Below are 21532 nucleotides of genomic sequence, written 5' to 3'. Positions count from 1 at the left end.
AGCGCTCACTTAAGCAGAAAGTGAATTGCTGCGCACAATCAGACAAACTGGTGATATAATCTTTTGATCTGTTCATCTTTTCATTACCGGCCCGGTTTTGGTTATTCTGTCACCGCCGCCTATAACTAAAGAGATAATTCGCACTGTGATGTTGTCAAAATTCAAATCCGCGAAACACCAACAGCACCTTGCACAACTGCCGAAGTTAGCACAGTCAGCGGATGATGTTGAAACGCTGTTCCATACCCGCGACTTTAAAGGGCGTCTGTTAGCAGAAATCGCCGGTGCAAAAAAAACCATTTATATTTCTGCGTTATATATTGAGCATGATGATGCAGGCCGGGATTTCCTGGATGCGTTATATGCCGCCAAACAGGCCAATCCGGAACTGGATATTAAAGTCTTTGTTGACTGGCACCGTGCACAGCGCGGGCGTATCGGCGCAGAAGCGAATGCCACCAACGCCGACTGGTATCATTCCGTCGCGGCATCTCACCCTGATTTGCTTATCCCGATCTTCGGGGTGCCGGTAAATACCCGCGAAGCACTGGGTGTGTTGCATCTGAAAGGCTTTATTATTGACGACACCGTCATTTACAGCGGTGCCAGCGTCAATAATGTCTATCTGTATCAGCATGATAAATACCGTTATGACCGTTACCACTTCCTGCGCAATCCGGAACTGGCTGCGGCGATGAAGCTGTTTATTGATGAAATGCTGCTGCCGGAACAGGCAGTGCAGAAACTGGATACCGAAACCCGCGTAAAAACACCGGAGATCAAAAACCAGATCCGTGATTTCCGCATGAAACTGCGCCAGGCCGCATACCATTTCACACCTCAGGCACTTCCTGATGATCAGCTGGCCGTTACGCCGCTGATTGGCCTCGGCAAAAAGAACCGCCTCAATAACACCATTGAGCATCTGATGTGTTCCGCGCAGGAAAAAGTGGTTATCTGCACGCCGTATTTCAACCTGCCGTCAACGCTGGTGCGTATTATCAGCCGCCTGCTGCGGGACGGGAAAAAAGTTGAAATTATTATCGGTGACAAAACCGCAAATGATTTCTATATCCCGCCGGAAGAGCCGTTCAAAATCATCGGTGGTCTGCCTTATCTCTATGAAATCAACCTGCGCCGCTTTATGCAGCGTTTCCGCCGGTTCTCAGATAATGAGCAACTGACCATTCGTCTGTGGAAAGATGATGACAACACCTATCACCTGAAAGGGATGTGGGTGGATGATCAGTGGCAGCTCATCACCGGTAACAACCTGAACCCGCGCGCCTGGGGACTGGATCTGGAAAATGCGATCCTTATCCGTGATCCGAAACAGGAACTGCATGCGCAGCGTCAGGAAGAGCTGGCCAATATCCGCACTAATACAACCATTATCCGCAGCTACAGCGAGCTGGATAATATCCGTGACTATCCGGTCAAAATCAAAAAACTGCTGCGCCGCCTGCGCCGCGTCCGTCTTGACCGTCTGATCAGCCGGATCCTCTGATACACACCTCCCGGCTCCGGCCGGGATTTTTTTATCTCATCTGCGGAGTGTGGTTATGTCCGTGACATTGCGTACCGGTTTAATCGTGTCTTTCAGCCTGCTGCTGAATTCAGGTTGCTCGATGCATCTTGCCAATGACAGCTGGACCGGCCGCGATAAAGCGCAGCATTTTGCTTTTTCAGCCGCAACAGCGATTGCCGCTAATGCTTACGGCGATCACCAGAACTGGCAGCACCGGCACAGCGCACAATTCGGTATCGGATTTTCTGTCGCACTGGGTGCGGCCAAAGAATTTTACGACAGCCGCCCCGGCGGCACCGGCTGGAGTGTGAAAGATTTTGTCTGGGATATCGCCGGTGCTGTTGCCGGTTACAGTCTGTACCAATCGCTGAAATAAAAATCCGATGACCGGACAGTGTTAATTTTGTGAACAATATCACACACAAAATGATTTGTTACCTTTTGCCTTTAAGCAGTAACATCTCCCCTGAAAATTTAAATAATTAATAACCTTTCGATTTAAATCGTGTTATTTATTTCTATTTGTTTTTTAATGGTGCAAATTAAATTTAATTCAACGTAAAAAACACAGATGTGAAAATAATACTTTCATCATTAAAACAACAAGAAAAATAATGATCAAAATAAAAAATCCGGAATGAAAATAATATGTCTACGTGCAAACACCTATATTAAAAATAAAATAATAACGTATTCACAATGTTAGATGACAGCAATAAGAATCCACTTATTTCCTTCGTAGTAAAAACCCCGTAATTGCCTGATAATTATAACCATCATCCTTTTTCATTTTACCTATATTCCGAACACAGGCTACTATTATGACATTCAAACTTTCACAAATTACCGTATTGGTAGTTAGTGCGCTTTCCGTATCTGCGGGAATGGCGGCTACAGATATTGATATCGTTGGCAATAAGACATCCGGTGGTACCGGGTCTTATCAGACAGAGTTTACCGGTGATTCCCTGACTAATTTAGCTGTTGAATACACCGGCTCAATCAAAGACAGTAATGTAACGTCTGTTTTTACCGGTGCCGAATCAGGAACCCGCCACGTAACCAAAACAACTGACGAACATAACATCGACCATTATCATTATACCTACAGTTATTACTACTCTCCGGTCAATGTAAATGTTATGGATATCGTTAATTCTTCTGCTGATATCAACGGGCAGGCCGATAAATTAAAAGTCAGCGGGAAATCGGTTGTTAACATAACCAGTACTAATGCTTATGCAAAATATAGTGGTGCCTCAGTGCCGCATATTTCCGTACCGGGGCATAATGAAACATACGGCGATAATATAAATAAAAAAGAAGCAGTTATTACCCTAGCTACATCGAATGGTACTTACAGTGATAATTCAGAACAGGTTCTGGATGGCTCTACGATGGGCAAAACAGAAACAGTTGGTGCTGCGACAATTACCACCAAAGGAACGTTTATTGACGACGGGCGTCTGGACCCGGCAGATCACGGCGAGTATTTAGTATCTGACAGTGACACGTTCACAGATAACGCAACCCAGACCGTTAATAACAAATCACTATCCCGTAACGCTAAATTTACCGGTGCCAGCCAGCAGTATCTGAACGGCGCCAGTGACTCCCGCAAAGCTATTGCTCTTGATTCCACCTTTACCGGTGATAAAACGACAGGTCAGAAAGCCGGACAAACTGTCAATAATCACGGTCTGGCGATTGATTCAAAATTTGACTATGCCGACCAGACTATCAATACCGGTGGTGTTGCCAAAGGTAACACCATCAAAGATGGTGATCAGGTTGTCAAAGGCACAGCAGAAAAAAACAGTATCACTAATGGTAATCAGACCATTGGTGCCGGCGGCAATGCCACCACAAACAGTATTGATAACACCAATGGCACTCACGGCCTTCAGTTAGTCAGTGGTACAGCAACTGACAATACCCTGAAAAACGCCGGTCAGGTCATTGAAAAAGAGGGTTCCGCAAAAAATAACGTTATCGATAATGCCGGTGCTGATCACGGCATCCAGGTAGTACGCGGTAAAGCGATTGATAATACGCTGACCAACACCGATCAGCGTGTTGAGAAAGACGGCCGGGCCTCCGTTAAAAACGATATCACTGACGGCAGCCAGCTTGTGGACGGTTTTGCTGAAAACAATACCATCACTAATAAAGCCGGTAATCGCGGTAAGCAGGTTATTAACGGCACAGCCAATAACAATACGCTGACCGAAACGGATCAACTTGTCGGTAAAAACGGTATTGCCGGGGTTAAAAACAGCATCACCAACGGCAGCCAGGTTGTGGAGGGTTTTGCCGAAAACAATACCATCACTAACAAAGACGGTAATCGCGGTAAGCAGGTTATTAACGGCACAGCCAATAATAATGCTCTGACCGAAACGGATCAATTTGTCGGTAAAAACGGTATCGCCGGAATTAAAAACAACATCACCAACGGCAGCCAGATTGTGGAAGGCTTTGCTGAATACAATACCATCACCAATCAGGCAGATAAACGTGGTGAGCAGGTTATCAGCGGTACTGCTGATAATAACAAACTGACTAATACCAATCAGACAGTTAAAAAAGACGGCCTGGCCGGAGTTAAAAATGACATCACTGATGGTAATCAGTATGTCGGCGGTACTGCCGTTAATAACACCATCAACAATACTGATGCCAAAAAACCGGGCGAACAGATTGTCAGTGGTACAGCAACCACTAACGAGCTGAACAATGTCAGTCAGGTGATTAAGAAAGGCGGCCTTGCCACCGATAATACCCTGACCGGCAATTCTCACTTAACCGTTGAAAATGGCGGTGAAGCGAAAAATAATACCCTCAACGGCGACATCAATATGATTGTTGAGGCGAACGGTAAAGCCACCGGTAAAACTATCTTTAACGGTAAAAACCATCTGGATCTGTATGCTGCCACCACTAATGGTGCGTACGCGGAAGATCTTGCTCTTAGCCAGACCAAAGGCAAAAGCACGGTCACTGTTTATGAAGGTACTCAGGAGCACGATGCCGTCACTATCGGTACCTTAAACGGTAAAGCGGCGGTGAATTTTGACCACCGGACCAACCCGGCAGGTCATACTCAGATGAATATCAATAATCTGGGTAACAATGATCCGGCTCAGTATGATAACACCACGTTAGACTTCACCCTGAACAGTAATATCCTCAATGGTAATTCTGATTTTATCAATACGGATAATGCGTATGGTCAGCACTATGTCACCATCATTGAGCGGGATACCGGTAAAGAAGCGGTTCTGAACCGTCCTCAGTCCGCCGATTTTGCCTATGTGAAAAACGTGGCCGGTGACAGCAATGCTGTCTTTGGCATGAAAGATGCTGACGGGAAAATTCTGGATCTGATGGATGCCGGTACTTATATCCACAATATTCAGACCCGTACCGGTGCCGGTAATGACACCACATGGTCATTCACTGCGACAAATCGCCTGACACCAAGCGCCCGTGCGGTACTTGCACTGTCCTCCGCACCGCAGCTGATGTACAACAACGAAGTTGATCATCTGCGCGCCCGTCTGCACATGCTGCGTAACAGTGACAGTGTTGAGAACGGCCTCTGGATGCAGGGTATCGGCAATAATACCAAAGTGGATAAAGATCAGGTTCAGTACAAACTGAAACACGCCGGTCTGGAGCTGGGCGCGGATTATCAGTTAGCGTTAAACAGTGACAGTAAACTGGTTCTGGGCGGATTCACCGGGTTTGATAAAGGTGATGTTAAAAATGAATGGGCCGGTACCAGCGATATCGACAGCTACACCTTCGGTGCCTATGCCACTTACCTGAATACCAATGGCTGGTATGCCGATGCATTACTGAAATATAACCATTTTGATAATAAACTGAAGACAACGTCCACCAACGGTTATGATGTCAGCAGCGATAATTATTCCACCTCTGTCTGGGGGATGGCGCTGGAAACCGGTTATTCCTTTACCTTCAGTAACCAGACGTTTATTACGCCGTACGGTCAGTTAGCCTACAACCAGATGGGTAGTAAAAACATCACACTGAGCAATGAAATGGAAGCTGAAATCAAAAATCAGCGTTCATTCACCAGTGAACTGGGTGTGAATGCCGGTAAAGATTTCAGTTTCAATAACGGCCTGATGTTCTCCCCGTACGTAAAAGCAGCGTGGAATCATCAGTATGAGAACGGAAATGAAGTTGAATTTAACCGTTACAACACCATTAACAGTGATCTATCCGGCAGCACCGGTAAATTCGGTGCCGGTTTCAATGCCCGCTATAGCAACATGAATATTTTCATGGAATTACAGCATATTGCCGGTGATGCAGTTTACTCGCCAATCAACGGACAGATCGGTATCCGCTATAACTTCTGATGCATTGTCAGAACCTGAAAAAAGCTGCCTTATGGCAGCTTTTTTCATCTGGTTAATGATACATTTACAGTAAATAATAAATGCCCTGAAAAATATATTACCCTCAGAAATAATATATCATTCACTTTACAGATAATGCAGGAAGAAAAAATCAAATATAATCAAGATAGCCTTGCTGAATAATATCGTTCAATTTCTTTATACGATAACGAATATTTGAACGCAACCAACTGTCCTGTGTCCATTCATTATCAACCGTTTCCTGGCCAAACAAATGCGATGCAATTTCCCGCTGAGAATAACCTTTGTTCAGGCTATCCATAATTCTTAGTAATAACTTATTATCCTCAGAGAGCGATGAACATTTAGATTTATTATCAAGCACCTCATTGATAATGTCTACATTCTTTTTTTTACTGTTCAACTCTAGTGATATATATATATATCTATTGAATATATCCTCAGTATCACTTCCGGGATTAACAAAAAACTGGAAGTAACCATGATTATTGAAGACCTTAATACAGTATATTCCATTATTTAAAATGATGGTTCTGTAATCGATATTCTCTTTTTTTAAGATATTTTCTATTGATAAATTACCCTCATGACTCAGCAATACCCTGAATGAGCGTCTGCTGAGCCCTTCTGCCCAGAAAACATCATCTGCTGCACACTCAGGGTCTACATACCTTAATAAACCCCATTTTGTTTCCGCATTCATATCTGCGGCGGTTTGTCTTTGAGGGCCGTCGTGGTGATGTATCCCGGATGTATTACAGTGTAATTCCCAGTCTTCAGTATACTCAGGAATTCTGCGCAGAAACTCCCATGCAATGTCGATACTTCCTTTGATACTCATAACAATACCTCTGCTGACCTGATACTATCTGAATATAAAGATGATTGTATTTTTTTAACTAAATTGTTAAAAACAAAATTAATATATGTAGCTATATCAATCAACCAGAAACAACAATATTCTATTTTTATGTTAAAATCATGCCGAAGTATAAGAACATGAAATGACAATTAGCATCACAACACTGAATAAACTTATGAAAAAGATGGATTATCAATGATATTGCCATGTTTTTATTTATACTTACACTCCCTTATTTTAAGACAAATCCTTGTATTTCACACTTCTGTAAAACTCAATAACATTAAGATTTGTCCTCGTAAATCATACAAGGTGATAATTATAATTTTAAATTTATCCCTTTTTCAAAAACAGACTCCGATATTAGGATAAAATAAAACAGGGCGTTAATAGCTTCGGGGTGTGATAATGAATATAAATGATCACGATATTTACGGTGTGGAATTCGACCCGCTTTTCAGTGAGATTGAAGCTATTCTTACTCAGTCTGAAGAGTCAGCAAATCCGTTGGCAGGAGAAGATGAACTTCCGCAAATTAACTGGATTACTATTTCAGAAAAAACCAGTGAGTTATTGTATCAGTATAAAGATCTGCGTGTCCTGCTGTGGTCATTACGGGCAAATCTGTATATTGACGGAATTTCATCATTATTCAGCGGAATAAAAAATCTGAGTGAACTGGTTGAAAATAACAGTGAATCATTATATCCGAAATCAGAGGATGGCAATATCCGCAGCGGTCATGCTGCGGCGCTGGGATGGTTATCTGCATCACAATGTATTTCAGAACTGAAGCAGACAAAAATCACCACTGACCATCATTATACCCTGAATGATATCGCCTCCATCGACAGCGGTGAAATACGGGATAATTATGCCACATCGCTGAGTGCATTATTAACATCTCTGACAAACAGTGATGAGATTAATATCAGTAATATTTCCGGGCATTTTTCCTCGGTTATACAGTCGCTTGATAAAATTGAAGAGTATGCCAACCAATATACTGACGGTTATATTCTCGATTGCAGCGTACTGAAACAATTCCTGACGCGCTGTATCAGTACCCTTAATCATCTGACCGCGTTCTCTGATGCAGATAATCATGAAGAACCGCAGGCGTTACTCCCTGACGGCAATCATCCGGATACCCCGGTAACCGCATCACCAGGCGGGCCGGTCAGAATTACGGATATTACATTACGTTCCCGTCAGGAAGTCTTAATTATGCTGGACTGCATACTTGATTATTTTCAGCGTTATGAACCCAGCCACCCGGTTCCGATATTTATCCAGCGATCCAAACAAATGATTGGAATGGATTTCGCCTCAATCGTTGAAAAACTCCTTCCGGAGTCAGTCAGCACATTACAACAATTTACCGGAAAGTAATATTTCCATTATTGCAATGAGGATTGTGAGATGGCCAAAGATATCAGCTCTCAGAAATTTATCGGCAGAAATAATGCACCGCGTGTGCAGATTGAGTATGACGTCGAAATTTACGGTTCGCAAAAGAAAGTTGAACTTCCGTTTGTTACCGGCGTTATGACTGATTTATCAGGACATCGCGCCGCTCCGCTGCCATCGGTGGAAGAACGTCAGTTCCTCACCTTTGACCAGGATAATTTTGACTCCAGGATGCGGGCAATTCGTCCCCGCCTTGCCTTCTATGTCGAAAATATGCTCGGCGACAATCCTGAAGAGCTGATGGATATTGAGCTGGAATTTGAATCGATGGAAGACTTCGAGCCGGGTGCGATTGCTGCCCGGGTCCCGCAGATGCAGAAACTGCTGGAAGCACGGGCACATCTGACGGATCTGATCACCTATATGGACGGAAAATCCAGTGCCGAAGATGTAATCCGGCAATTACTGGAACAGCCCGACTTCTTAATCCGCCTGGCAAATGATGCGAAAGGCACCGTCGCTTCTGCCGAAGCCGATATTACTGATGTGAACGGGGAGAATGACGAATGAGTGAGCAATTAGCACGGAGTACGGGCGCAACAGAACAGTCGGTACTGACTGCCTCCGGTGAACAGAGTGAATTAGATATTCTGTTACAGCGTTCATTCAGACCCAGCACCACAGAAGCGTCTGTCGCCGTCCGCAGTGCCATCAACACCCTGGCGGAATACGCCAATTTCGGCAAAGTAAAAGTCAGCCGGGATGTGGTGCTGACCATTGAATCCATGGTCGCGGAGATTGATGATAAATTATCTGCGCAAATGAACCGGATACTTCACAACAAAGAGTATCAGAAACTGGAATCCTCCTGGCGCGGACTCAGCTATCTTGTTGATAATACGGATGTCAGTGAAACACTGAAGATCCGTGTATTAAATATCAGCAAAGATGAGCTGTCCAAAACGCTCCGCCGCTACCGGGGTTCCGCCTGGGATCAGAGCCCGATCTTTAAAGCGGTATATGAACAGGAATACGGCCAGTTTGGTGGTGAGCCGTTCGGCTGCATGATCGGCGACTTTGAATTTGATCACAGCAACAAAAGTGTCTCCCTGCTGACAGAAATTTCCAAAATTGCCGCCGCAGCGCACTGCCCGTTTATTACCTCCGCCGCGCCATCCATCATGCAGATGAATAACTGGCAGGAGCTGGGGAACCCGCGTGATATCGGCAAGATTTTTACCACACCGGAATATGCGACATGGCGGCGTCTGCGTGACAGCAATGACTCCCGTTATCTGGTGATGACGATGCCGCGTTTTCTCTCCCGCCTGCCATATGGTGAGAAAACCAATCCGATTGAAGATTTCGCCTTCGAGGAAGTCGTGAATCCGTATGATGTCAATGACTTCAGCTGGACCAACGCGGCCTATGCCATGGGGGTGAATATCAACCGAGCCTTTGCGGAGTACGGCTGGTGCTCACGTATCCGCGGGATTGAATCGGGTGGTTCGGTGGAAGAATTACCGGCTTATGCATTCCCGTCAGACGAAGGCGGTTATGAACTGACCTGTCCGACGGAAATTGCCATTTCCGATCGCCGGGAAAATGAATTATCCAATGCCGGATTTTTACCGCTGGTTTACCGCAAACATTCTGACTTTGCTGCCTTTATCGGTTCCTGCACACTGCACAAACCGGTGATTTATGAAGATCCGGATGCCACTGCGAATGCGAAATTATCCGCCCGTCTGCCTTATATTTTTGCCACCTGCCGGTTTGCACATTACCTCAAATGTATTGTGCGCGACAAAATCGGTTCTTTCCGCTCACGGGATGATATGCAGGTCTGGCTGAATGACTGGCTGATGAAATATGTTGACGGCGATCCGACTATTTCCACGGAAGCCACAAAAGCAAAACGTCCGTTAGCCGCTGCCGAAGTGCATGTGGAAGATGTTGAAGATGATCCGGGTTTTTATAAAGCACATTTTTATTTACGCCCGCATTATCAGCTGGAAGGAATGACCGTGTCATTGCGCCTGGTTTCTAAATTACCTTCCAGTAAAGAAAATAATAAATAAAAGATTTATTGCTGAGCATGAATACGTATTTTTACCATCAGGAGATACATTCTCAGGGACGAGAAAATGATATCTATATTTCATATCAGAAATATATTTAATTGTCGTAATATCAATTCAGGAGTGAATTAAATGACAGCATTAGTCGATTATTTTTTAAAAATTGAAGGTGTTGAGGGTGAATCTCCGGATCAGCAATATGGCGGCTGGATCCAGCTTCAGGCCTGGCAATGGTCCGAAGAAAACGCCGGCCGCTGGGGTTTCGGCAGTGGCGGCGGTTCCGGTAAAGTGGAAATGAAAGACTTTGAATTCCGCATGGTCAGTAACAAAGCATCACCAAAACTGTTTCTGATGTGTGCGACCGGGGAACATATTCCGCAGGCAAAACTGGTATGCCGTAAATCCGGCAACGGTCAGCAGGATTTTATGACTGTTACCTTCAGTAATTGTCTGGTTTCAACCTTTAAAACGGTCGGTAATATGCCTCTTGACCCGCAGACTAAAGTGGATACAGATACCGTACTGCCGACAGATGTTATCAGTCTGAACTTTGCCCGCATTGAAGTGGAATATAAAGAGCAGAAAAATGATGGTTCCATGGGTGCCATTATTAAAGCAGGTTATGACCTGAAGGCAAACGCCCGTATTTAACCGGCTGTAATACAGGAAAACTATGTCGCGATTATTATTTATCTGTAAGACGGATAAATAATGTATTGCGGTATGGTTTTCCCTTTACGGAAAAATAAAACATGAAATCATCCGCTCCGATGTTATTTGATAAATTAAGTCTGAACAGACGAAGAATACATTTACCGCAGTGGCGTGATGTTTTATTACGCGATATTGAATTGTTATTAAATGATGCCGCACACAGCGCCTCATTAGCATTAGATAAAAAAACATACTGTATTAATTCAGTGATTAATTACGGGCTGCCGACACTCAGTGCAAAAGTCCCGGTAAATACAGACCCGATTGTGCTGGCAAAAAAGATACAGCAAATCATTGCAACATTTGAACCGAGACTGGACCCGCGCTCAATCCGGGTCACACCGTTTGTGAATAAGAATGAAACCTGGACCCTGGCACTGCTTTTCGACATTTATGCCAAAACCAATTTGCCGGGTGAAGATCTTACCGTGAATTTACGTATCGCCCTGGATTATTCATACGGCAGTGTCCGCGTCATCTGATCCGGCACACTGACTTTAACGACAGGATACCCTTATGCTGAGTGACCGTTTTCTGACATTGTACAACGAGGAATTGCGTTTCCTGCGGGAGGAAGGGCTGCTGTTCGCCAAAGCCAATCCCCAGGTGGCGCAGCATCTCGGCATGATGCCGGACGGCGTTCTCGATCCTTTCGTTGAACGCCTGCTGGAAGGTACGGCTTTTCTCAGCGCGCGTGTGCATGAGCGGCTCAATAATGAACAGCCGGAAGTGGCTATTCAGATGATAAACCGCCTCGCGCCTTACTGGTTTACCCCGCAGCCCTCCATCGCCACTGTCGCTGTGGAACCGGATCTGACGTCCCCGCAGTGGCATTCGGATGTCACACTGCCGCGGGGCAGTAAACTGACGCTTCACGATACCGCTCCCGGCCACCGAAATGCGACCTTTACCACCGGCCGTGATCTGAATATTCAGCCGCTGGTGATTGCACATGCCGAATGTGCCACCACCCCGTCAGCACAACTGCCGCAGTCCGTGCTGCAATGCATGCAGGATGGCAGAGCACATATCTCCCTGACCATGAACACACAGGGGGTTGTGTCATTATCTGAACTGAATTTTTCGCCGATGACACTGACATTTGCAGGCGATATCGTGCATGCCAACCAGCTGCTGACCGCTATTCAGAGTGATACGCTGAGAGTGATCCTGTGGTGCAGACAGGATAATAACGCACCGCAGATGCATCTGCTGGAGCCGGGAAATATCCGCCAGGCCGGATTACAGGCGGAAGATGCACTGTTACCGGCGGTCAGCGGGGAATTGCCGGGCAGCCGCCTGCTGCGGGAATACTTTGCCGCCCCGTCCCGCTTTTTCAGTATTGAACTGCACGGCCTGATGCCGTTTTTACAGGCGGGCGACAAATGCACGGAATTCAATATGATTTTTGTGCTGAATAAAACGCCGGTCAAGTTAACCGGTAATGTCAGCAAGGATGATTTCCGTCTGTTTTCCACCCCGGTGATTAATTTATCGCGCCGCCGGTGCAGCCCGGTGCTGGTCAACGGCGAGCATACCGAATATCCGGTTATTGTCGATAAACTCAACCCCGGTCTGTATGAAATCCATCATCTGTTACAGGTGGACGGCCTGCTGGCGGATAAAGGCTATGTGCCCTTCTCCCCGCTGCACGGCTATGCCCGCTTTGACGAGCCGCCGGTTTCCGCCGGTTACAGCCTGCGCCGTGTCCGCCGGGTGACAGAAGACAAATATGACAGTGCACCGGCCATGCCGAAAGACAGCCTGTTTATCTCGCTCTCCGCCGGTCCCGATAATTTTTCGCCGGACAGTGTCCGTTCCCTGAGCATTGAAGCACTGGTATGTGATCGTCATCTTGATCCTTCCCGTCTGCAACAGCCGGTTTTTCGTCCGGATACCGCGCTGCCGGTAGGTCCGGTTGAAATTCTGCGCACACCGTCCCGCCCGCAGGGCGTACCGTGCAGCACACAGGCGTGGAAAGTGCTCCAGTTGCTCTCTGTCAACCCGCTGCGCTACGCCCTGCCGGATTTTCCGGATAACAGCCAGCTGCTCAGAGAATGGCTTTCCCTGTTCTGTCCGCCGGATGACAGCCGTCAGCAGCGCCGGATCGACAGTCTGCGGCACGCCGTTATTGCACACCGCTTTGAATGTAACCCGCTGCCCGGCCCGCTGGCCTGGAGCCGGGGCGCGGAAATCACAATCGATTTGCGGGGTAATCATCACAGTGACCGCGGTGCGTGGCTGTTTGCCCGCATTCTTCATCATGCTCTCGCGGAGTATTGCGAACTGGGACAGACGCTGAGGATGCAGCTGAATGTTGATAGTGAACCACTTGCACAATGGGAGCCGATTGATGGCAGATAAAACACCGCTCCGTATCAACGGGCTCAGTGCCAGACAGGATTTCGCTGAAGTATTGCGCCGCATTGAACGGGTCAGCCCGGATCTCGCGGCAAACGGTGTGGTGCGCGGAAGCAGCCCCGCCCGGCTGCGGATAATCCAGACCGCCGATACCGGATTTGCCCCGCGTGAGGTAGCCGATATCCGCCAGTCTGCCAATCCGGTCACCAATGCCGCGGAAATTACTGTCTGGTGCCGCCATTTCGGGATGTTCGCCCCTTACGGTCCGCTGCCGATTCACATTACCGAGCATGCCCGTACCGAATTACTGGCGCGCCGCAGCCATGCTTTTCAGGACTTTTCATCGCTGCTCAGCCAGCGTCTGGCGCTGTTTTCCTACCGGGCACAGACTCAGCTGCATGTCGCGGCCGGACATGACAAAAACAATAAAAATGCATTCCAGCAGCGGATGAACCAGGTGACCGGCATTTCACCGCAGCTCTCTGCCGGTGAGCATGTTCACCGGCTCCGGCAGGCGTTTCCCGGCTGCTATCTGCCCGGGCGCAGTATCCTGAAAAACTTACAGTCACTGCTGACACACTATTTTGCCGTTCCCGTCACTGTTCAGGCCCGGCAGGGTATGTGGATTGATGATCCGCAGAATGCCGCCAGCCAGCGGATGGGACGCCTCGGCAAAACGCGCGCCGGAAAACGTTTTTTTGATGTCGAACACAGCCTGTCTGTACAGATAGGCCCGGTGGGCAGTCAGCAATATCACCTGTTCCAGCGCGGCAGTGAACGACTGAAAGTGCTGGTGGCGGTCTGCAACGATTTTGTCGCACACCGCCGTGTACTGGATGTGAAACTGCTGATCCGGACATCCCCTGATATGGCCGGTCACACCGGCAGCGGAAAACTGGGCCGCAGCGGCTGGCTGAAACCGGACGGCACAATCCGGATTCAGTCCCTGTATACAACCGCAGCCTGATGCAATTAACCCGATATGCAATGAAAGGATGAGTGTTATGCCCCTGATTGAAATTGATAATGAAAAGCTCAACGGGATCGATGCTTTCCCGCTCAGCTTTACCGCGCAGGAACATCTTTCGCAGGATCCGGTTTACCGCCTGACGTTTCAGGTCCCGGATCCTGATCTGGATATCGGGGAACTGCTCGGTGAAAAAACCCTTATCTCTGTTGAACAGCCGGATCAGAGCCGCCGCACCTTCACTGCCCGCGTGGTCGCGGGGGGTGATGAGGGGCAGCATCAGGATCAGTATGTTTATCAGCTGGAACTGCGCAGCTGGTTATGGTTTCTGATGCAGAACCGCAACTGCCGTATCTTCCAGCACCGCAACGTACTCACTATTATCGAGGAGATATTTACCCGTTACAGTGTGGCGGATTACCGCATTGAAACGGAGGGAACCTATCCGGATAAAGAGTATTGCGTCCAGTTCGGTGAAAGCGATTTCAGTTTTGTCAGCCGCCTGATGGAAGATGCCGGGCTTTGGTATTACATCGACCACAGTGATAACCGGGATGTCATGGTGATCACCGACCACCAGCAGTTCAAACCGCTGAGTGACGGCTATGATTCTCTGAGCTTCCTGCCGGACAGTGAAGAGCACCGCGCTATCCGTGAAGGTATCCAGCGCATCCGCCGCAACCGCCGTATCCACGCCAGTGAGGTGGTATTGCGTGATTTCGACTTCCTTAAGCCGCGCCACTCCCTCCAGACTCAGGCGGAAGAGAAACGTCCTCATTTACAGGGTATTCCGCTGGAATGGTATGACTATGCCGCCGGTTACGATGACGTGCAGCAGGGCGAAGTGATTGCCCGCAAACGCCTGGAGGCATTCCGCTGTGAAAACCAGATCCTGCAGGGCGAAAGCAATGCCACCGGGCTGAAACCGGGACATACTTTTGAACTGAATCAGCACCCGGATTCAACCCGCAACCGTGGATTTAAAGTGCTCGGCTGTGATTATACGTTTATCCAGGACGGCCCGGACAGCAGCAGCACCGGACGGCGGGTTTCCTGTCGTTTCCGCGCACTGAACGACGATGAGGTTTACCGTCCGCTCTGCCGGACACCCCGCCCGCAAATTCCGGGGATTCAGAGCGCGACAGTGGTCGGTGCACCGGACTCCGAGGTTCATACCGATAAATATGCCCGTATCCGCGTGCATTTCCACTGGGATCGTTACAAAACCACGGAAGAGGACAGCTCCTGCTGGATCCGGGTGATCCAGGCCTGGGCCGGTAAAGGCTGGGGTGTCCTGGCGATGCCCCGTGTCGGCCAGGAAGTGCTGGTAACCTATATTGACGGCGATCTGGACAGACCGATGGTGACCGGGATTGTCTATAACGGCGAAAACCCGCCGCCGTATCAGTTACCGGAGCATATCAACTATTCCGGCCTGGTCTCCCGTTCGCTGCGCCACGGTATGCCGCAACACGCCAGCCAGATCACCTTTGATGACAAACGCTACAATGAGCGGGTGATGATCCATGCCGAGCGTGATATGCAGCACACCGTTGAGCGTAACTCTGCTGCCACCACCGGCCAGGATCGCTATGAAGTGGTAAAACGCACGGCGACAGACTGGTTTAAAAATCATGTCTCCTATAAGGACGTTAATTTCTCATTTACCGGATTTAATTTCAGTGCCACCGGTACCAATATCAGCCTGACCGGTCTGAGTATCAGTATGACCGGCGCCAGCATCGGACTCACCGGTGTCAGCACCTCCTTTACCGGAGTGAGTACTTCCTTTACCGGAATCAGCACGTCGTTTACCGGGCAATCCACATCATTCACCGGCAGCAGTGACTCCTCAACCGGCGTCAGTAATTCCCGGACCGGAAGCAGTACCTCGTTTACCGGTACCAGCAGTTCCATGACCGGCAGCTCACACAGCCTCACCGGCTTCAGCACCAGTATGACCGGCTGTTCCGCCTCCAAAACCGGTCAAAGCTACAGTGCCACCGGCTCAAGCCTTTCCCATACCGGCACCAGTGTCAGTACCACCGGCAGCAGCACCTCAAGCACCGGTGTCAGTGTCAGTACCACCGGCAGCAGTACCAGTGTCACCGGTGTCAGTGTCAGCACCACCGGCAGCAGCACCAGTGTCACCGGAAGCAGTGTAACTGCAGTCGGCTCTTCCGTATCCGCGACAGGAAGCAGTGTCGGAGTGAAAGGCAGTGATGTCTCTGCCACCGGCAGCTCCGTCAGTACCACCGGCAGTGATATTTCAGCAAAAGGCTCCAGTATGTCCGTCACCGGATTTTCTTTCAGCTATACCGGCGCCAGTTACTCCGATACCGGGATTGACCTGAAAACGGTCGGTATGCAGAGCAAAAATTAAAAGGAAGCATGATGCGTATTATTCGTCCTCAGCAACTTGCTGTACTCAGAAACAGCTACCAGATTGGCAGGGAATGCCGGTCCGGTATCAGTGTGATCGCGGGCAGTTATTTATCCGCCCCTGATCACTTTGTCACTGAAGCACAGATTTGGCAGGCATGGAAGTCTGCCCCCCTTTCCTTTCGGATGTTGGACACCGCTGAGCCGAAACCGCATGCCGAATATATCCTTGCCGGTCATGCCGGAACCGGGCAGACACTCACGGCACTGGATGTTGCCGTCCGGGTCGGCTCACTCAGCCGGGCCTGGCGTCTTGAGGGGGAGCCGTTTACCCGGGTTGCGATGGATCACACCGAAGCGCCGGGCGGCAGCGACTGCAAAGAAAACCCGCTGGGCAAAAACGCCCGCAGCGGTACACGCCCGGTGCTGAGAGAGGCCCGCGCCGACGGAGCCGCAGACCCTTATATCAACCTGGCCGCACCTTCACCGGTGCCGCCGGATTTTCATGTCCGCCGCAGACACATTGATGCCGTCGCTCACGTGATGACCGACAAACAGTATATGGAAAGCTGGTTTCCCGGGCTGCCGCCGGCCATTGACTATCGTTATTTTCAGATGGCACCGCCGCAGCAGCAGCTTTCCGCCTCTCAGTGGCCGCGCCATGTACCGTTTGAACTGCACGGCTTCAGGCCGGATAACGCGGTGATTTCCGGTACATTCCCTGCTGTCCGTGCCAGAGCATTTGCGATCGGTAAAGATGCGGCAACCGCAGAAGAGATAATCCTGGAGAAAAAGACCCTGTGGCTGCTGCCGGATGATGACCTTTGTCTGACGATTTTCACCGGCAGTATTCCGCTGCCCCACCTGTTTGCCACCCCGGCTGTCACACTGCTGGCCGCGCTGGACACCGATGGGGCGGAACGACCGCTGACGCATTATCAGGATGTGTATCAGCGCCGCAGCCGGACCGATACCGCCAATTTTGAATTTCTCCGCGACCGGGAACTGATGCCGGAAAACAGTCATTTCAATGTGATCCGCGATATGGCGGAACACCCGGATTCTCTGCGCTACAATGCCCGCCCGCTGACAAAGCAGGATACCGATACGTTTTACCGGGACGTGGAAAAAGCAATCGCACTGCATGAAGAGAATCAGCAACAATACTTCGCCCCGCCGCCGGAGCAGAACGCTGCCGTGCCGGTCAGTGATACGCTGCGCCGGAAAACAGTACAGCCTGCACCGGATTGCGGGGCGTTAACCGAACACCGGGACTTTATCTCACTCTCGTTTGCCAACACAACATTACAGGGAAAAACCTTTAAACACTGCCATTTTAATCAGTGTGATTTCAGTGAATCACAGCTGGCGCAATGCCACTTTGAACACTGCCGGTTTACATCATGTCTGTTTACCGGGGCGGTGATAACAGATTCACAACTGACCGGCGGCCGCTTTCAGCTCAGTAATCTGAGCGGGAGTACATTTACCGGCACACGCTGGGAAAACCTCACACTGGATGACTGCCTGCTGGAAAAAGGGGTATTCACCCGCTGCACCTGGGCGAAATGTCTGATCAATGACACACAGATCATCCGCAGCGGATTCACAGAGTGTGATATCAGCGGCGTGATGCTGTCCCGGTCCGGACTGACACATTCCTGTTTCCGGCAGAGCACGCTGACATCCTGGATCGCCGATAAAACAGAGGCTGACGGCGTACAGTTTACCGGGTGCAGTCTGACAAAAAGCTCACTGATCGGCGGAAACTGGAAAACATGTACATTTACTGACACCACACTGGAGAGTGTGACATCCGGTCAGTACACCGATTTTTCCGGCAGCAGCTTTACCGGCTGTCATCTGAACAAAACCGGTTTCAACAGTGCCGGATTAAATCACTGCCGCTTTTCCGGATGTGAGCTGATCGAAACCTGCGCCGACGACAGCAACCTGACCGGCGCGGTTTTCAGTCACTGCGACATGGCCGGAATACGCCTGAAAGATGCAGTAATGATCCATGCCTCACTGACCAAAAGCAGTCTTCAGCAGGCCATGCTCTATAACGCCGATCTCCGTGACAGTACTTTCCGGCAGTGTAATTTCGCCGGGGCAAACCTGGCCATGATGAACGGTAATTCCGGCACTCACTTTGATTTATGCCTGATGGACGGCGCGCATCTGTTACCGCGCCGCTTCCGGCTCACCGCCTGACAGGAGATCTGAATGAACGAAACCGCAAAACAGATTATGGATTTGCAGGCTGTGAAACTGATCCGCGATAAGCATTTCAGTCAGTTACAGCTGAAAGATGACACCATGACACATCTGCATTTTACAGACTGCCGCTTTGATCATCTCAGCACGGAGAATGTTCAGGCGCATCAGCTCTGTTTTCTGCGCTGTAAATTCGCTGCCGTGTCACTGAGTAAGAGCCTGTTAAATTCCTGCACTTTTATTGAGTGTGAGATAGACACTATCACACTGACAGAGTGCGGCCTGCTCAGTGTCTCTTTGCAGCAGACCACCATACAGTCACTGAATGCCGGAAAATGCCTCGCGGAACGCTGCATGATTTCCGGCGGTAAGGTCAGTGAGAGTGTCTGGAAAGAGGTTTCCCTGAGTTACTGGTCGGCGAATGACTGTGAGATCAGTAACTGGCATACCGAAGGCGGCCTCGTGCAGGACAGCAACTGGTTCGGCTGCACCCTGACACAATTCCGCTGTACCGGTGCGCAGATTACCCGCCTGGTTGCCGGTAACAGCAAACTGACCGATTGTCAGTTTACCGGCAATGAATGCGACATCCTGGTCTGGCAGAACTGCCGGCTGACACGGACTGACCTGCGGAAACTGAATCTCACCTCCGCCGGGTTTGCCAAATCCCGGCTGGAACAGTGCCGCCTCGACGGCAGTAATCTGCACTATGCACAGTTTAATGAAGGATCACTGCACGACTGCACACTGACCGGCACGCAGCTGACCTGTGCCCAGTTTACTGATACTGAACTGCATCAGTGTGACCTGAGCGGCGCACAACTGATTTCAGCCGTTCTGGTACGGGCCGTGCTCACTCACTGCATTCTGGATGATACGAAATTAACCCGCACCGATATGCGTTTCTGTCAGCTGAAACAAACTCCGCTGCACAGCGCGGCCGTGCAGAAAGTACGCCTGCACGGTGCGGAAACCGGTCTGACTGACCGCGGGCAGAAAGCAGATGAACCGCTGCTGACATCCATTGATTTATGGTACGCCCGGCATCAGCCCGGCCTGAAAGATGACACCGGATCCCCCCGTTTAACCCCAGGAGCCAGCCGTTATGTTTGACACAATACATCATACTGATACACCGGTCTTATCCGGCAGACCGCTTTTTTCCGCCCCGGAAACTCCGGTTATCGCCGCCACACGGCTTATTGCCGGCGAAAACGGAGAGCTGCTGCTGCAGTCACATCCGTATTCCGCCGTGACTACCGCGGCCGGGTGCCTGATTGCCCCGGAGAAAGGCGATCTGGTCTGCGCCATGGTACAGGGAGACTGCGCCTATGTGCTGTCAGTTCTGGAGCGGCATGCCGCCACTGCACCACTGATACTCGGCACGCAGGACACACCTCTGCATATCCGTGCACCGTCTCTGGCGCTGGAAGCATCAGAGAGCATCACAATGAAAACGTCCCGCTTTTCCCTGGTATCACACACCTCAAAGTGGGTCGCACAAACACTGCGGCAGATTGCCGGTTCTCTGTTTATCAGTGCGGAAAATGCCCACAAAAAGGTTGAAAACCTTGATGCCACCGAAGCCGGTCACATTGCCCAGCATGCCGAAAAAAGCATGGTTCTGGACAATGAAATCGGCGCTATCACATCACGTGCCGTCCTTCGTATTGATGGCGGCCAGGTACATATGGGGTGACCACATGACAGCAGCAAACACACGGGCAGGCGGTATCAGTTTCTCCGGATGCGAGCCGATGATCCCGATCCCGGGACCCAATATCGCCCCGAACGCCACAGGCATACCCAATGTCTTCAATTATTTCTGCTGCGGCGGTAACGAGCAGAATCTGATGTCGATACGGGCATCAACCATTTCCACCGGCATTGTTATCGGTGCCACCGGAGCAAACTCAGCGCAGATGATGCCCGTTCAGGGCTCAGGCAAATATTTTATTCAGGGCTGCCCGGCGACCCGGCTGGGCGATACGAGTATGACGAATAACTGCAACGCGCCCGGCACCCAGATTGCGCCGAGCCAGACGAAGTATTTTATCAATGCCTGATTACCGCAGATGGCTGCGCTGCCTGCTGACAGTGCCGGGTATTGCACTTATCAGCAGTTGCAGTCTGATTTGGCCGGACACACCGGAACCGCTGCCCGCGGACAGAACCGTCAGTCTGCGGATTGATGCGGCGGCCCGGGTTAACACCGACAGAGCAGGTAACACACTGCCTGTCCGGATTTGTGTCTTTGAAATCAGCAGGGATGACTGGCAGCCGCCCGGTCTCTACCGGAATGCCCCCTGTGATGAAGCTGCACCGGACCCGGTCATGATCCGTCAGATGCAGCATATTTTAACCCCCGGTGAATCCCGCCGGTATTCCTTTGCGATCCCGCGGGAAGCAACACGCTGGCTGCTTGTGGCCGCGGAGTTTCACATCCCCGGAAAAAATAAAAATACTGTTCTGATCAATACGGAAGTTAATAAAAATTCAAATGTTGTTGTCGTGGTCAGGGAGCGCAGTCTGACACAGATGAAAGTACCTGTTTCAGATAAGCCCTGACACCACGCTTGAGGACGGAACTGAGGACAT

General features: G+C 49.7%; 17 protein-coding genes. 16 read left to right on the top strand and 1 reads right to left on the bottom strand.

The window, feature by feature from the left end:
- Window positions 1-148: 148 nt before the first annotated feature.
- The 3 genes from pssA to AAZR23_RS00130 all read left to right on the top strand — a co-directional run bounded on the left by pssA (window position 149) and on the right by AAZR23_RS00130 (window position 5919).
- Complete coding sequence (gene pssA / locus AAZR23_RS00140; RefSeq protein WP_046893648.1) at window positions 149-1507, top strand: CDP-diacylglycerol--serine O-phosphatidyltransferase; 1359 nt, start codon at window positions 149-151, stop codon at window positions 1505-1507.
- A 55-nt stretch (window positions 1508-1562) separates the two neighbouring features.
- A complete protein-coding gene (locus tag AAZR23_RS00135; RefSeq protein ID WP_107680394.1) occupies window positions 1563-1904 on the top strand; it encodes a YfiM family lipoprotein in 342 nt (113 codons plus the stop codon).
- A 445-nt stretch (window positions 1905-2349) separates the two neighbouring features.
- Window positions 2350-5919 carry an autotransporter outer membrane beta-barrel domain-containing protein gene (locus AAZR23_RS00130; protein ID WP_434689779.1) on the top strand — a complete coding sequence of 1190 codons (3570 nt, stop codon included), beginning with the start codon at window positions 2350-2352 and terminating at the stop codon, window positions 5917-5919.
- A gap of 151 nt (window positions 5920-6070) precedes the next feature.
- Here the strand turns inward: AAZR23_RS00130 and AAZR23_RS00125 are convergent, their stop codons facing one another.
- Window positions 6071-6781, bottom strand: coding sequence for a DNA -binding domain-containing protein (locus AAZR23_RS00125; protein WP_166707198.1), 711 nt, complete (start codon window positions 6779-6781; stop codon window positions 6071-6073).
- Window positions 6782-7210: 429 nt separating this feature from the next.
- Between AAZR23_RS00125 and AAZR23_RS00120 the strand changes: the two genes are divergently transcribed.
- From AAZR23_RS00120 to tssJ, 13 genes are all read left to right on the top strand, one after another.
- Entirely contained in the window at window positions 7211-8194 is a 984-nt protein-coding gene (locus AAZR23_RS00120; RefSeq protein ID WP_434689777.1) for an ImpA family type VI secretion system protein, read from the top strand.
- A gap of 30 nt (window positions 8195-8224) precedes the next feature.
- Window positions 8225-8782: a type VI secretion system contractile sheath small subunit gene (gene tssB / locus AAZR23_RS00115; RefSeq protein ID WP_107680398.1), complete on the top strand. Its 558-nt coding sequence runs from the start codon at window positions 8225-8227 to the stop codon at window positions 8780-8782.
- Entirely contained in the window at window positions 8779-10293 is a 1515-nt protein-coding gene (tssC, locus tag AAZR23_RS00110) for a type VI secretion system contractile sheath large subunit (RefSeq protein ID WP_046893642.1), read from the top strand. The genes tssB and tssC overlap by 4 nt, the downstream gene beginning before the upstream one ends.
- Before the next feature lie 132 nt (window positions 10294-10425).
- Window positions 10426-10944, top strand: coding sequence for an Hcp family type VI secretion system effector (locus AAZR23_RS00105; RefSeq protein WP_046893641.1), 519 nt, complete (start codon window positions 10426-10428; stop codon window positions 10942-10944).
- Window positions 10945-11045: 101 nt separating this feature from the next.
- A complete protein-coding gene (locus tag AAZR23_RS00100; protein ID WP_046893640.1) occupies window positions 11046-11489 on the top strand; it encodes a type VI secretion system baseplate subunit TssE in 444 nt (147 codons plus the stop codon).
- Window positions 11490-11523: 34 nt separating this feature from the next.
- Entirely contained in the window at window positions 11524-13371 is a 1848-nt protein-coding gene (gene tssF / locus AAZR23_RS00095) for a type VI secretion system baseplate subunit TssF (RefSeq protein WP_434689772.1), read from the top strand.
- Window positions 13361-14335 carry a type VI secretion system baseplate subunit TssG gene (tssG, locus tag AAZR23_RS00090; protein WP_052926273.1) on the top strand — a complete coding sequence of 325 codons (975 nt, stop codon included), beginning with the start codon at window positions 13361-13363 and terminating at the stop codon, window positions 14333-14335. The genes tssF and tssG overlap by 11 nt, the downstream gene beginning before the upstream one ends.
- A gap of 37 nt (window positions 14336-14372) precedes the next feature.
- A complete protein-coding gene (gene vgrG, locus AAZR23_RS00085) occupies window positions 14373-16718 on the top strand; it encodes a type VI secretion system tip protein VgrG (RefSeq protein ID WP_166707195.1) in 2346 nt (781 codons plus the stop codon).
- Between the two features lie 8 nt (window positions 16719-16726).
- On the top strand, window positions 16727-18931 hold the full coding sequence (locus AAZR23_RS00080) for a DUF2169 family type VI secretion system accessory protein (protein WP_434689767.1): 2205 nt from the start codon (window positions 16727-16729) through the stop codon (window positions 18929-18931).
- A 12-nt stretch (window positions 18932-18943) separates the two neighbouring features.
- The gene (locus AAZR23_RS00075) at window positions 18944-20047 is read left to right on the top strand and encodes a pentapeptide repeat-containing protein (RefSeq protein WP_434689764.1); all 1104 of its coding nucleotides are present in this window, start codon (window positions 18944-18946) and stop codon (window positions 20045-20047) included.
- Entirely contained in the window at window positions 20040-20633 is a 594-nt protein-coding gene (locus AAZR23_RS00070) for a DUF3540 domain-containing protein (RefSeq protein WP_218427639.1), read from the top strand. Before AAZR23_RS00075 ends, AAZR23_RS00070 begins: the two co-directional genes overlap by 8 nt.
- A 4-nt stretch (window positions 20634-20637) precedes the next feature.
- Window positions 20638-21000, top strand: a complete 363-nt coding sequence (locus tag AAZR23_RS00065) for a PAAR-like domain-containing protein (protein ID WP_046893634.1) — start codon at window positions 20638-20640, stop codon at window positions 20998-21000.
- On the top strand, window positions 20993-21502 hold the full coding sequence (gene tssJ / locus AAZR23_RS00060; RefSeq protein ID WP_264998245.1) for a type VI secretion system lipoprotein TssJ: 510 nt from the start codon (window positions 20993-20995) through the stop codon (window positions 21500-21502). Before AAZR23_RS00065 ends, tssJ begins: the two co-directional genes overlap by 8 nt.
- Window positions 21503-21532 lie beyond the last annotated feature (30 nt).

The organism is Morganella sp. Je.2.23 (assembly GCF_051129855.1).
Classification (GTDB): domain Bacteria; phylum Pseudomonadota; class Gammaproteobacteria; order Enterobacterales; family Enterobacteriaceae; genus Morganella; species Morganella sibonii.
The sequence above is the reverse complement of the archived record's forward strand: the minus strand, read 5'-3'. Positions and strand labels throughout refer to the sequence as shown.